Source organism: Achromobacter veterisilvae (assembly GCF_900496975.1).
Taxonomy (GTDB): domain Bacteria; phylum Pseudomonadota; class Gammaproteobacteria; order Burkholderiales; family Burkholderiaceae_B; genus Achromobacter; species Achromobacter veterisilvae.
The window spans coordinates 1-12266 of sequence record NZ_UFQC01000073.1 but is presented as its reverse complement, the minus strand read 5'-3'; the positions used below and the strand labels follow the sequence as shown (position 1 = coordinate 12266).

Annotated in this window: 10 protein-coding genes and 1 pseudogene; all 11 read right to left on the bottom strand. The window is 67.3% G+C overall.

All coding sequences use genetic code 11. The features are described from left to right. Window positions 1–423: pseudogene (locus AVE30378_RS31805) on the bottom strand (flagellar biosynthesis protein FlhF); the annotation flags it as partial. Then, complete coding sequence (flhA, locus tag AVE30378_RS31800; RefSeq protein WP_129247095.1) at window positions 420–2540, bottom strand: flagellar biosynthesis protein FlhA; 2121 nt, start codon at window positions 2538–2540, stop codon at window positions 420–422. The pseudogene AVE30378_RS31805 and the gene flhA, both read right to left, overlap by 4 nt. Before the next feature lie 3 nt (window positions 2541–2543). Continuing rightward, entirely contained in the window at window positions 2544–3698 is a 1155-nt protein-coding gene (gene flhB, locus AVE30378_RS31795) for a flagellar biosynthesis protein FlhB (RefSeq protein WP_129247093.1), read from the bottom strand. A 186-nt stretch (window positions 3699–3884) separates the two neighbouring features. Then, window positions 3885–5432: a methyl-accepting chemotaxis protein gene (locus AVE30378_RS33045; protein WP_279636218.1), complete on the bottom strand. Its 1548-nt coding sequence runs from the start codon at window positions 5430–5432 to the stop codon at window positions 3885–3887. Window positions 5433–5637: 205 nt separating this feature from the next. Then, window positions 5638–6270 carry a protein phosphatase CheZ gene (cheZ, locus tag AVE30378_RS31785; RefSeq protein WP_129247091.1) on the bottom strand — a complete coding sequence of 211 codons (633 nt, stop codon included), beginning with the start codon at window positions 6268–6270 and terminating at the stop codon, window positions 5638–5640. Window positions 6271–6278: 8 nt separating this feature from the next. Beyond that, window positions 6279–6668: a chemotaxis response regulator CheY gene (gene cheY / locus AVE30378_RS31780; RefSeq protein WP_006219033.1), complete on the bottom strand. Its 390-nt coding sequence runs from the start codon at window positions 6666–6668 to the stop codon at window positions 6279–6281. 45 nt (window positions 6669–6713) lie between these two features. Next, window positions 6714–7772, bottom strand: a complete 1059-nt coding sequence (locus AVE30378_RS31775) for a protein-glutamate methylesterase/protein-glutamine glutaminase (RefSeq protein ID WP_129247088.1) — start codon at window positions 7770–7772, stop codon at window positions 6714–6716. A gap of 14 nt (window positions 7773–7786) precedes the next feature. Further along, a complete protein-coding gene (locus AVE30378_RS31770; protein WP_129247099.1) occupies window positions 7787–8611 on the bottom strand; it encodes a CheR family methyltransferase in 825 nt (274 codons plus the stop codon). A 38-nt stretch (window positions 8612–8649) separates the two neighbouring features. Continuing rightward, window positions 8650–10353, bottom strand: coding sequence for a methyl-accepting chemotaxis protein (locus AVE30378_RS31765; RefSeq protein ID WP_129247086.1), 1704 nt, complete (start codon window positions 10351–10353; stop codon window positions 8650–8652). A gap of 92 nt (window positions 10354–10445) precedes the next feature. Next, on the bottom strand, window positions 10446–10946 hold the full coding sequence (cheW, locus tag AVE30378_RS31760) for a chemotaxis protein CheW (protein ID WP_129247084.1): 501 nt from the start codon (window positions 10944–10946) through the stop codon (window positions 10446–10448). A gap of 16 nt (window positions 10947–10962) precedes the next feature. After that, on the bottom strand, window positions 10963–12266 hold a 1304-nt coding region (locus tag AVE30378_RS31755; RefSeq protein ID WP_244235200.1), incomplete at its 5' end, for a chemotaxis protein CheW.

The following is a 12266-nucleotide window of genomic DNA, read 5'->3' as shown; positions in this document are numbered from 1 at the left end:
CGCCGCCGGCTGCGGCGCCGCGGGAACGATGGCCGGCGGCTCCGCGCGCAGGGGCGCGGCCGGCGCCTCGATCTCGGTCTCGGCCTGCACAGGCGCGGCGTAAGCGGACTGGTAGGCCGCGATGGAGCGCGCGGGCGTCATATAGCCCGCCGCCGGGGGCAAGGCCGCGACGGGCGCCGCGGGCATGGCCGGCATGGCCGGCGCCGGGGACGGGCGCGCCTCGGAAGGACGGGGCTGCGCGAGCGCTTCGCGCGGCGGCGTCTGCCCGGGCGCGTCGTCGAAAGCGCCCTCGACGGTGGCCAGCACCTCCACGCCGCCGTCGACGCTGCGGTTCGAGACGATCAGCGCGTCCGGCCCCAGGACCTGGCGCACCTGCCGCATCACTTCACGGCTGTTGATCCCAAAGAAACGGCTTATCTTCATGCCCCATTGCCTCCGCCGATCAGCGCGGTCACGCGGACCATGCGCTCATCGGGTATTTCCGTATTCGACAAGACGCCCAGTTGCGGCAAGTGGTGCCGCAGGAAGCGCGACAGCGGCGCGCGCAGCACCGGCGACACCAGGAGCACCGGCGCATTGCCCTGCGACTCCTGCCGCTCGACGGCCGCCTGCGTTTCGCGCAGCAGCGTATCGGCCAGCCCCGGCTCCAGGCCGCCGCTGGTCGTCATGGCCTGCGACAGCACGCGCTCCAGCTTCACGTCCAGGCCGATGACGCGCAACTCGCCCTCGCCCGGGAACCATTGCTGCGTGATGGCGCGGCCCAGCGAGCGGCGGGTCAGCGCGATCAGCTCGTTGATGTCGGGCTGGCTGCCCGAACCGGCGGCCAGCGCCGCCAGGCGCGGACCATGCTCGGACAGGGTGTCGATGATGGTGCGCATGTCGCGTATCGGCACCTCTTCCGACAACAGGCCCTGCAACACCTTTTGCAGCGCCGTGAGCGAGAGCGTCTTGGGCACCAGGTCCTCGACCAGCTTGGGCGCGTCGCGGCCGATGCGGTCCAGCAACTGCTGCACTTCCTGGCGGCCCAGCAGGTTCGAGCCGTGGCGGTGCATCAGGTGGTTCAAGTGCGTCGCCACGACCGTGCCGGCGTCCACCACGGTGTAGCCCGCCACCTGCGCCTGGTCGCGCAGGCTTCCGTCGATCCACAGCGCCGGCAGGCCGAACGCCGGATCGGTGGTGGGCGTGCCCTTGATCTGCATGGTCACGCCGCCCGGGTCGATCGCCAGCCACTGGCCGGGCATCGCCACGCCATGGCCCACTTCCACGCCGGACAGCAGGATGCGGTAGTCGTTGGGCTTGAGTTCCAGGTTGTCGCGGATGTGCACCACCGGCGGCAGAAAGCCCACGTCCTGCGCGAACTTCTTGCGCAGGCTGCGGATGCGGTGCAGCAGCTCGCCGTTCTGGGCATGGTCCACCAGCGGAATCAGGCGATAGCCCACTTCCAGCCCCAACTGGTCCACCATGGAAACGTCGTCCCAACTGGCCTCGGCCGCGGCGGCCTGCGCCTGGGTGATCGCCTGCGGGGGCACCTCCGCGGCCGCCGCCGCGGCGGCGGTCCTCCGCTTGTACAGCAGCCAGCCGCCCCAGGCCAGCGCGCCGGCCAGGGTCAGGAAGGCGACGTGCGGCATGTTGGGGATCAGCCCCATGATGCCGATGATGGCGGCGGTCAGGAACAGCACGCTCGGATTGGAGAACAACTGGCTGATGATCTGCTGGCCGATGTCCTGGTCGGTCGACACGCGCGACACGACCACGCCGGCGGCGGTGGAGATCACCAGGGCGGGAATCTGGGCGACCAGGCCGTCGCCGATGGTCAGCAGCGTATAGACGCGCGCCGAATCGCTCATCGACATATCGTGCTGGGCCACGCCCACGATCAGACCGCCGATGATGTTGATCGCCATGATCAGCAGGCCGGCGATGGCGTCGCCGCGCACGAACTTGCTGGCGCCGTCCATGGACCCGAAGAAGTCGGATTCCTGCGCCACTTCCGCGCGGCGCTTGCGCGCCTCGTCTTCGCCGATCAGGCCCGCGTTCAGGTCCGCGTCGATCGCCATCTGCTTGCCGGGCATGGCGTCCAGCGTGAACCGCGCGCCCACTTCCGCGATACGGCCCGCGCCCTTGGTGATGACGATGAAGTTGATGATGGTCAGGATCACGAACACGATGATCCCCACGGCGAAGTTGCCGCCCACCAGGAAGTGGCCGAAGGCCTCGATCACCTTGCCCGCCGCGTCCGGGCCGGTGTGGCCATGGAGCAGCACCACGCGGGTGGACGCGACGTTCAGCGACAGGCGCAGCAGCGTGGCGAACAGCAGGACGGCCGGGAAGGCGGCGAAGTCCAGCGGCTTGCGCGTGAACATGGCCACCAGCAGGATCATCACGGACAACGCGATGTTGAAGGTGAACAGCAGGTCCAGCAGGAACGTGGGCAGGGGCAGCACCATCATGCCCAGCACCATCACGATCAGGATCGGGCCCGCCAGCAGCCGCGCGTGCGTGGCGCCGCCACTCTTCAACATGGTGAGCAAAGCGCTCATTCCTCAAACTCCTTGTGCTGCGGTGTTGGCCTGCGGGTCCAGTTCGGCGGGCACGGCCAGGCGGGTCGGGGCCACCGGCTCGGCCCCCCATCCCGATCGCCAGGAACGCAACTGGAAGACCCACGCCAGCACTTCTGCCACCGCGGTGTATAGCTCGGCCGGGATTTCCTGCCCCAGCTCGACGTGTTGATGCAAGGCGCGAGCCAGCGGCGGCGCCTCCAATGTGGGGATGCGGTGCTCGGCCGCGAGTTCGCGGATCTTGGCCGCGATCAGGCCGGTGCCCTTGGCCAGCACCCGCGGCGCCCCGTGCTTGTCCTCGTCGTACTTCAACGCCACGGCGTAATGGGTCGGGTTGGTCACCACGACGTCCGCCCTGGGCACTTCCGACATCATGCGCCGCCGCGCCGCCTGGCGCTGCTGCTGCCGGATGCGCGCCTTCACGTGGGGGTCCCCTTCGCTTTCCTTGTGCTCCTGGCGGACGTCTTCCTTGGACATGCGCAGTTTCTTCAGGTGGCTCCAGATCTGCCACGGCACGTCCAGCATCACGATGATCAGCAGGGACGCCACAATGAAGGCGCAGCACATCGCCACCAGCGTCAGCGCCTTGATGAGCGCGGCCGACGGCGCCACGTGCATCAGGCCCAGCATGTCGTCGTGGTAGCTCCAGATCACCCAGACGGCCACGCCGCCCACCAGCGCGGCCTTGGCCAGCGCCTTGATCAGCTCCACCACGGTCTGCGACGAGAACATCCGCTTCAGCCCGGACAGCGGGCTGAGCTTGGAAAAATTGAACTGCAAGGGCTTGCCCGAGATGACGATGCCACCCAGCAGCACGCTGGACAGGATCGCGACCACCGCGAGCAACCCGAAAATCGGCAGCAGCGTCAGCAGGATCTGGCCGAAGCCGTCGACCGCCCGTTCGACCATCACGCCGGGATCGGCGACGATGCGCTGGTCGAACCCCAGGCTGTTGCGCAGCACGCCGCTCAGGGACCGGTAGAGCGAGCTGCCGCCCACCCAGACCGCCCCGACGCCCGCGGCCAGCATCATGAACGTGCCCAGTTCCCGGGAACGCGCAATCTGCCCCTCCTCGCGCGCCTTTTCCAGGCGCCTGGGAGAGGCGGCTTCGGTCTTTTCGAGGTCGCTTTCTTCGGCCATGCTCTGCGGTGTCGTTGCGGCTCGCGGATTCTGGGATTACGAGCTGCCCGCCGAGATTCTAGGAGGCCTGGGGCCTTGGCGATAAGCCAAGAAGCGGGGGGAAAGCGGCGCTATTCCGGGCTGCGTCCCGGACCCGCCCGCGCCGCCCGGCCGGGAACGCCCCGGGACCCGGCCCCGCCGGCCGCGTCAGCCGGCCGCCGGAACCGCCCGGTGGCCGGCCTCCCGCCCCTCCAGCGCCGCCTGGAAGCGTCCGTAATCCAGGCCGATCCGCACGGCGCCCCAGTGCTCCGGCCCTAAATAAACCGGGATAGATATGTCATTGACGATTTCACCCGTGTCGCGCGAGTACGTCTGGAACAGCATCGCGCCGGTGTTGGCGGCCAGCCGGGAGCCCACCGGGTCGTCGAAGATGCGCTTGTGCCGCACCCGGACGATGTCCTGCTCGGGGTCTCCGGTGGGCGCGTGCGAGTAGCGGCTGTTGTGCGCCGGCGCGTAGCCCCGGTTGTCCACCAGGATCGTGTAGATGCCGCCGGGCACGGACTCCAGCACCCGGTCCAGCAACCGGGTCAAGGGTTCCTCGATCTGGCGGTCGTAGGCGGTGTGGTAGCGCGGCGGCTCGCTGCCCGGGATGCGCCGGTAATGGCGGTCGAACACGTCCGTCCCGCCCTTCCTGGCCGCTTCCAGCAGGCCGGCGGCCGCGTCCCGGAAAGCCTCGAGCGCGTCGGACAGGCCGTCGAAGGCGGTATTGCCGGTGCGCATGTCCGCCAGCACTTCCTGCACGCTTTCGGTCTGGCGGCGGATGCGGTCGATTTCGCCGGACATGCTGCCCATGCGCTGCAACACGTCCGCGCTCAGCGCGGCGATCCGGCCCACTTCCTCGCTCATGCCGTGGTTGGTGGCGTCGACCTCGCCGATCGCCTGCACCACTTCGGACACCTGGCGGTTCATGCTGCCGAAATCGTCCACGAAACGCTGGAAATCGGAACACGTCCGGTCCAGGACCTGGCCCGAGGCATCGACGTCGTCGCGCAGGCTGCCGGTCTGCCGCTGGGTGCTATCGACCAGCTCCAGCATTTCCCCGCTGTGCCTGGCGATGTCGCTGGTGGCCGAATTGACGCGCTCGGCCAGCCTTCCGACCTCGCTCGCCACCACCGCGAAACCCCGCCCGGCATCCCCTGCCCTGGCGGCCTCCACGCCCGCGTTCAGCGCCAGCAACTGCGTCTGCAAGGCGATCTCCTTGATCAGCTTGCTGATGTCGCCGACCGAACGGGCGCGCGCGGTCAATTGGCCCACCACGTCGGTGAAGGCGCTCATCTCGCGGGTCATGCGGTCGACGCGCTGCTTGACCTCGGACAGCTCCGCCAGCGCCTGCTCCGCCGCCTGCAGGTTGTGTCCGGATACCTCGGAGATTTCGCGCGCGTGGGTGGACGTGGACGCCGACAGCGCCGCGATCTGCGTGCCGCTCGCGGCCAGGGCCTGCGCCGCGCGCGCCTGCTCCTGCGCCAGTTGCGCGCAGCGTCCCGCCTGGTACTGGGTGCGCGCCGCGTTCAGCGCGATTTCGATGCTGGACTGCCGCACGGTCACGATCCGGCGGCGGATCTGCCCCAGGAACCGGTATAGCGGCCAAACGGCCGGACTGATCGACAGGGTGCGTTCCGACAGCATGGCGTCGCCCCGGTTTAGCCGGCGCAACAATGCCCACATGCCGCCCAGGCGGAATACGGATCTGGCCAAGATGAACCTCCTTGTGCTGGCCCGGATCGCCTTCTATGGGCATCCGTTGCCTGGCGCGCGTGGCGCCTGTTTCATGCTGCGAGGCCCCGATTCTTATGGCGGGAAGTCTATCGGCCGGGCGCGGATCGCGCCCTTAGGGAATACGTCATGAAGCGCGGCGGCGCGCACCGCCGGAGGGCAGGTCCGCCGGCGCCGCCCGCGCGGCCTAGAACCCCAGGCTGGCCAGCAGGTCGTCGACCTGGTCCTGGCTGGTGACCACGTCGGCCTTGCCCTGAGGGCTGATCTGCGGCCCGTTGAGCAGGCTGTTGGCCTCCTCGCGGCGCTCCTGCGGCACGTTGTCCAGCAGCACCTGCAGCAGCTCGCGCTCGATCGCGCCGACCACGTCCATCATGCGCATGATGACCTGGCCCGTCAGGTCCTGGAAATCCTGCGCCATGATGATTTCCATCAAGTGCGACTGCGTCTGTTGCGCCTGCTTCGGCACTTCCTGCAGGTACGCGCGGGTATCCTTCACCAGTTCGCGCGCCTCGGGCAGTTCCAGCGGCTGGTCGTACCATTGCTGCCAGCGCGTATCCAGCGACTGCGCCGAACGCGACAACTGGTCCTGGATCGGGCCGGCCTGCTCGGTCGCGTTCAGCACGCGGTTGGCGGCCTGCTCGGTCATCTGCGCCACGTAGCGCAGACGGTCGCGGGCGTCGGGGATGGCGGTGGCCGCGTCCTTGATCGCCTGGTCCAGGCCAAGTTCGCGCATGCTGTCGCGCAACATGCGCGTCAGCGACGCAATGCGGTGGATCAGGTCGGGGGACTCAGCCGGGTCAACATTTTCCGTCGTGCTCATTGCACACCTCAGCCGGCAATTTTCTCGAAGATCTTGGTGAGCTTCTCTTCCAGCGTCGCCGCGGTGAAAGGCTTGACCACGTAACCGTTGGCGCCGGCCTGGGCCGCCGCGACGATGTTTTCCTTCTTGGCCTCGGCCGTCACCATCAGGACCGGCAGCGACGCCAGCGAGGCATCGGCACGGATCTGCTTGAGCATTTCAAGGCCGTCGAGATTAGGCATGTTCCAGTCGGACACGACGAACTGGAAACCGCCGTTGCGCAGTTTTTCCAGCCCGATCGCGCCGTCTTCGGCTTCATCCACGTTCTCGAAACCCAGCTCCTTTAGCAGGTTGCGGATGATCCGCCGCATGGTGGGGAAATCATCCACCACCAGAATCTTTATGCCCTTGTCTACCATTTCTACTCCAGAAAAAATGTGCTTGGGAACGATCGTGCGCCCGCGTCAAACGCGGTGGCCACGGTCGCCCAGGCGAGTCAGAATGCGTTCGCTCATCGCGGACAACGAAACCACTTCATCCGCGGCGCCGATGGCGATCGCCTCGCGGGGCATGCCGAACACCACGCAACTGGCCTCGTCCTGCGCGATCGTGTGCGCCCCGGCGCGATGCATGGCCAGCATACCCGCGGCGCCGTCCTTGCCCATGCCGGTCAGGATGACGCCGATGGCGTTCTTGCCGGCGGCGACCGCCGCGGAATTGAACAGGACGTCCACCGACGGGCGGTGGCGGTTCACGGGCTCGCTGGCCTCCAGCTCGATCACGTAGTTGGCGCCGCTGCGGCCCAGCCGCATGTGCGTGTCGCCGCCCGGCGCCAGGTACACGTGGCCCGGCAGCACGCGGTCGCCATGCACGGCCTCGCGGACGGTCACCGCGCACAGCGCATCCAGCCGTTGCGCGAAGGAGCGGGTGAAGCCAGCGGGCATGTGCTGCGTGATCAGGATGGCCGGGCTGTCGGGCGGCAGCGGCTGCAGCACTTCGCGGATGGCCTCGGTGCCGCCCGTGGACGCCCCGACGATCACCAGTTTTTCCGAACTGGACAGCGGCCGGCGCAGCATGGGCGCGGGCGCGGCCGGCGTGCCGTGCGGCGCGGGCGCGCGCAGCCGGGCGCGCGATGCCGCGCGGATCTTGTCCGCGATGATTTCCGTGTATTCCAGCAGGCCGTCGCGTATGCCCAGCTTGGGCTTGGTCACGAAGTCGATCGCGCCCAGCTCCAGCGCGCGCAGCGTGATTTCGCCGCCGCGCTCGGTCAGCGACGACACCATCACGACCGGCATCGGCCGCAGGCGCATCAGCTTTTCCAGGAAATCGAGCCCGTCCATGCGGGGCATTTCCACATCCAGCGTCAGGACGTCCGGATTGTGGCGCTTGATCAGTTCGCGCGCCACCAGGGGGTCCGGCGCCGTCGCGACCACTTCCATGTCAGGCTGGCTATTGATGATCTCGGTCATCAGTCCGCGCACCAGAGCGGAGTCGTCCACACACAAAACGCTTATTTTTTTCATCTTTGCTGCCCCGTTCAGGCCTTGCCCGCACATTCGTAGACCGTCTGCCCCCGCAGCCGGAAGTCGCGGCTGATGTAGGTGAAGTTCTCGGAGTGGCCCGCGAACAGCAGTCCGCCGGGTTTGAGCAGCGGAACAAACCGCTCCAAGATCCTCGCCTGGGTGGGTTTGTCGAAATAAATCATCACGTTGCGACAGAAGATCACGTCGAACTTCTCGTCGATCGGCCAGGCCGGCGCCAACAGGTTCAGGGTCTCGTAGCGCACCATGTCCACGATCTCGGGGCGCACCCTCACCTGTCCGGCGTTGGCGCCCCGCCCCTTCAGGAAGAAGCGCCGCAGGCGCTCGTCTTCCATCTTCGCCACGCGCTCCGCGGGATAGACCCCGGTCCGCGCCCGGGCCAGCACATTGGTGTCGATGTCCGTCGCCAGCACGCTGCTCGACCCGGCCCGCGGCCCCAGCGCCTCCACCAGCGTCATGGCGATGGAATACGGCTCTTCACCGGTGGACGCCGCGCAGCACCACACCGACACCGGGCCGCCGCGCCGCTTGGCGAAATCCGCCAGGATCGGGAAATGATGCGATTCCCGGAAGAAGGCCGTCAGGTTGGTCGTCAACGCATTGACGAAATCTTCCCACTCGGCGGCGCCGGGCTCGTCCTCGAGCTGGTCCAGGTAGCTGCCGAAATCCTGCAGGCCCAGGGCGCGCAGGCGCCGCGCGAGCCGGCTGTAGACCATTTCCCGCTTGTGCGTGCCCAGCGAAATGCCGGCGTGCGCATGGATCATCTTGCGCACGCGCGAAAAATCGGCGTCGCGAAAATCGAATTGGCGGTCCACCGACATGGACGGCGCCGGATGGGCCGAAGTTGCCACGGCGGCCCTCAGTGCCCGAGCGCAAGCGCATCGGGCGCCTGCAAGCGTGAGTCGTCATCGGAGGAACGCACGGAAGACAGGCGATGCGCCGGCACCTCGATGACCTCGCCGGTGTTGACCTTGAACACGGCAACCGCCTCGGCCAGGCGCTGCGCCTGCTCCTGCAGCGAACCCGCCGCCGCGGCCGCCTCTTCCACCAGCGCCGCGTTCTGCTGCGTCACTTCGTCCATCTGCGACACCGCGCGGTTGACCTGGTCGATGCCGCTGGACTGCTCCTCGGACGCCGCCGAGATCTCGCCCATGATGTCCGTCACCCGCTTCACCGACGCCACGATCTCCTGCATCGTCGCGCCGGCGCGCTCCACTTGCTGCGAGCCCGCGCCGACCTTCGTGACCGAATCCTCGATCAGGCCCTTGATTTCCTTGGCCGCCTGTGCGCTGCGCTGCGCCAGCGAACGCACTTCGCCCGCCACCACCGCGAAGCCCTTGCCCTGCTCGCCCGCCCGCGCCGCTTCCACCGCCGCGTTCAACGCCAGGATGTTCGTCTGGAACGCAATGCCGTCGATCACCGACACGATCTCGGAAATCTTGCGCGAGCTGGCCGAGATCTCCTGCATGGTGTTGACCACTTCCGACACCGCCGAGCCGCCGCGTTCCGCCACGTCCGACGCGCTGGCCGCCAGTTGATTGGCCTGGCGCGCGTTGTCCGCGTTCTGCTTCACCGTCGAGGCCAGCTCTTCCATCGACGCCGCCGTTTCCTCCAGCGACGCCGCCTGCTGTTCCGTGCGGCTGGACAGGTCGGTGTTGCCCGCGGCGATCTCGTGGGAGCCCACGTTGATTTCATCCACGCCGCGGCGCACCGTTGCCACCGTGCGGGTCAGGCTTTCCTGCATGCGCTTGAGCGCGGCGAACAACTGGCCGATCTCGTTGGTATTGCGCACGTCCACGCGGGTGGTCAGATCGCCGCCGGCGATGCGGTCGAAGTGATGCCCCGCTTCCTTCAGCGGCAGCAGCACGCGGCGGCGCAGGAAGACGTAGGTGGCGAACACCAGCAGCGCGGCGAGCACGCCGCCCGCTCCGACAGCAATCAGCACGAACTGGTAGCGCACCTGCGCCACCTCGTAGGCGTCCAGCATCTTGCTGGCGCGCCAGAAATCGAAGCCTTCGATCGCCCGGGCAAAGCGCCCCTCCAGGGCGTCCTGCACCGTCTGGACCTGTTTCTGGAAAGCCGGCATGTCGGCCTTTTCCAGGGCGGCGACCAGCGGCCCCAGGCCCTGCTGCGCCAGCGCGCCGTAGGAATCGTCGATTTCCTTGAGCGCCTCGGCCGCTTCCTGCGGCCGCGGCAGGGTCTTGTAGTACTCGAACTCCGCCTGGCCCTTGTTCATGGACGCCTTCGCGCGTTCCAGCAGGCCGGTGGCTTCCGCGGACAGGCCCTGCGTCAGCAGGGTCGCCTGGCCCACATTGCGCACGATATCGGCGTAGTTGGACGAGGCCGCTCGGCCCAGGCCATTCAGGGTGTCCTTATAGCTGGACACCACGCGTCCGACCGCGTCGTCCAGTTCCTGCGACTGCTTGATCTCCGCCAGGGTCCCATTGCTGATGCGCAGGGACAGGACGCCAAGCGCCGCCCCGATCACCAACATGAATGAGAAAAACGCCAGCACCCACAACAGGCTGCTGCGTATCGTCATGTTCGCGAAAAACTTGCGCATCACAAGCACCACTCCTTGACTGCAATCGTTAAAGGAAAGCGCCACATCGGATCGAATATGGCGCCTCTACCCCGCATACGGCCAGGCTCCGATCAGGAGGCGACCTTCTCCACCAGCGCCATTTCATCGCTGGTCATGAGTTTTTCGATATCCACCAGGATCAGCATGCGCTCATCCACCGTGCCCAGGCCGGTCAGGTATTCCGTGGACAGCGTCGCGCCGAACTCCGGCGCCGGGCGGACCTGGCCCGAATTGAGCATGAGCACGTCCGACACGCCGTCCACCACGATGCCGACCACGCGGCGGTCGAGGTTCAGGATGATGACCACGGTCTGCTCGTTGTAGTCGACGCGGCCCAGATTGAACTTGATGCGCAGGTCGACGATCGGCACGATGATGCCGCGCAGGTTCGTCACGCCCTTGATGAACGGCGGAACATTGGCGATGCGGGTGACCGTGTCGGCGTCGTAGCCGCGGATCTCCTGCACCTTCAGGATGTCGATGCCGTATTCTTCGTCGCCCAGCGTAAACACCAGGAATTCGCTGCCGACATCTTCATTGCGCGCGGCTTGCGCTTGCGGTTTGGCTGCCATGAGGTTTATTTCTCCATCAATTCAGAATGGCTTCGGGCTGCGACCAACGCTCGCGGTTGGCGCGCGCAAGCGCAAATACGTCGACGATCAGGGCCACGCTGCCGTCGCCCAGGATGGTGGCGGCGGAGATGCCTGGAACCTTGCGGTAATTCGATTCGAGGTTCTTCACCACGACCTGGTGCTGCCCGATCAGGTGGTCCACCAGCAGCGCGAAGCGCCGGTCCTCGGCCTGCATGATAACGGCGATGGCCTGGGTGGGGTCGGTCTGGGCCTCGCCCACCGAAAACACCCGGTGCATCTCGACCAGCGGCAGGTATTCGCCGCGCACGTGCATGACGCGTTCGTTGCCCGCGACCGAGTAGATCTGGTCGTTCGTCGGCTGCAGCGACTCGGTCACGTGGTTCAGCGGCAGGATGAAGGTTTCCTCGCCCACCCGCACCGACATGCCGTCCAGGATGGCCAGGGTCAGCGGCAGGACGATGCGCGTGGTGGTGCCGTTGCCCGGCTCGCACGACAACTGCACGTGGCCGCCCATGTCCTGGATGTTCCGGCGCACCACGTCCATGCCGACGCCCCGGCCGGAGATGTCCGTGACTTTCTCCGCGGTGGAGAAGCCCGGCGCGAAGATCAGTTGCCAGATTTCGTCGTCCGGCGAATTTTCGTTGACCGGCAGGCCCTGCGCGATCGCCTTCTTGAGGATTTTCTCGCGGTTCAGGCCGGCGCCGTCGTCGCTGACCTCGATCACGATGTTGCCGCCATTGTGCTGGGCCGACAGCACCAGTTGCCCGACCGGGTCCTTGCCGGACGCGACGCGCTTTTCCGGGGTCTCGATGCCGTGGTCCAGGCTGTTGCGCACCAGGTGGGTCAGCGGGTCGATGATGCGCTCGATCAGGCTCTTGTCCAGTTCGGTCGCGCGGCCGTACGTCTGAAGTTCGATCTGCTTGCCCATCTTGCTGGCGATGTCGCGCACCAGGCGGGGGAAGCGGCTGAACACGTAGTCCATCGGCATCATGCGGATCGACATGACCGCTTCCTGCAGGTCGCGGGCATTGCGCTCCAACTGCTCCATGCCGTTGAGCAGGCGGTCGTGCAGCACGGGATCCAGCGTGGACGCGGTCTGCGCCAGCATGGCCTGCGTGATGACCAGTTCGCCCACCAGATTGATCACCTGGTCGACCTTTTCGACGCCCACGCGGATCGAGGTGGATTCCTTGTCCGCGTGCGCGGGGGCCGCGGGCCGGGCGGCGCGCGCGGCCTGGGTGATGGCCTCGGCCGCGGCGGCCGATTCCGCGACGGCCGGAGCCGGCGAGATCGGAAGAG

Bases quoted from the DNA above. Each gene is read 5' to 3' on its own strand.
- cheW (WP_129247084.1), bottom strand. From the start codon at position 10,946: ATGGCAGCCAAACCGCAAGCGCAAGCCGCGCGCAATGAAGATGTCGGC.
- flhB (WP_129247093.1), bottom strand. From the start codon at position 3,698: ATGGCCGAAGAAAGCGACCTCGAAAAGACCGAAGCCGCCTCTCCCAGG.
- flhA (WP_129247095.1), bottom strand. From the start codon at position 2,540: ATGAGCGCTTTGCTCACCATGTTGAAGAGTGGCGGCGCCACGCACGCG.
- cheZ (WP_129247091.1), bottom strand. From the start codon at position 6,270: ATGAGCACGACGGAAAATGTTGACCCGGCTGAGTCCCCCGACCTGATC.
- cheY (WP_006219033.1), bottom strand. From the start codon at position 6,668: ATGGTAGACAAGGGCATAAAGATTCTGGTGGTGGATGATTTCCCCACC.
- AVE30378_RS31770 (WP_129247099.1), bottom strand. From the start codon at position 8,611: ATGTCGGTGGACCGCCAATTCGATTTTCGCGACGCCGATTTTTCGCGC.
- AVE30378_RS31775 (WP_129247088.1), bottom strand. From the start codon at position 7,772: ATGAAAAAAATAAGCGTTTTGTGTGTGGACGACTCCGCTCTGGTGCGC.
- AVE30378_RS31765 (WP_129247086.1), bottom strand. From the start codon at position 10,353: ATGCGCAAGTTTTTCGCGAACATGACGATACGCAGCAGCCTGTTGTGG.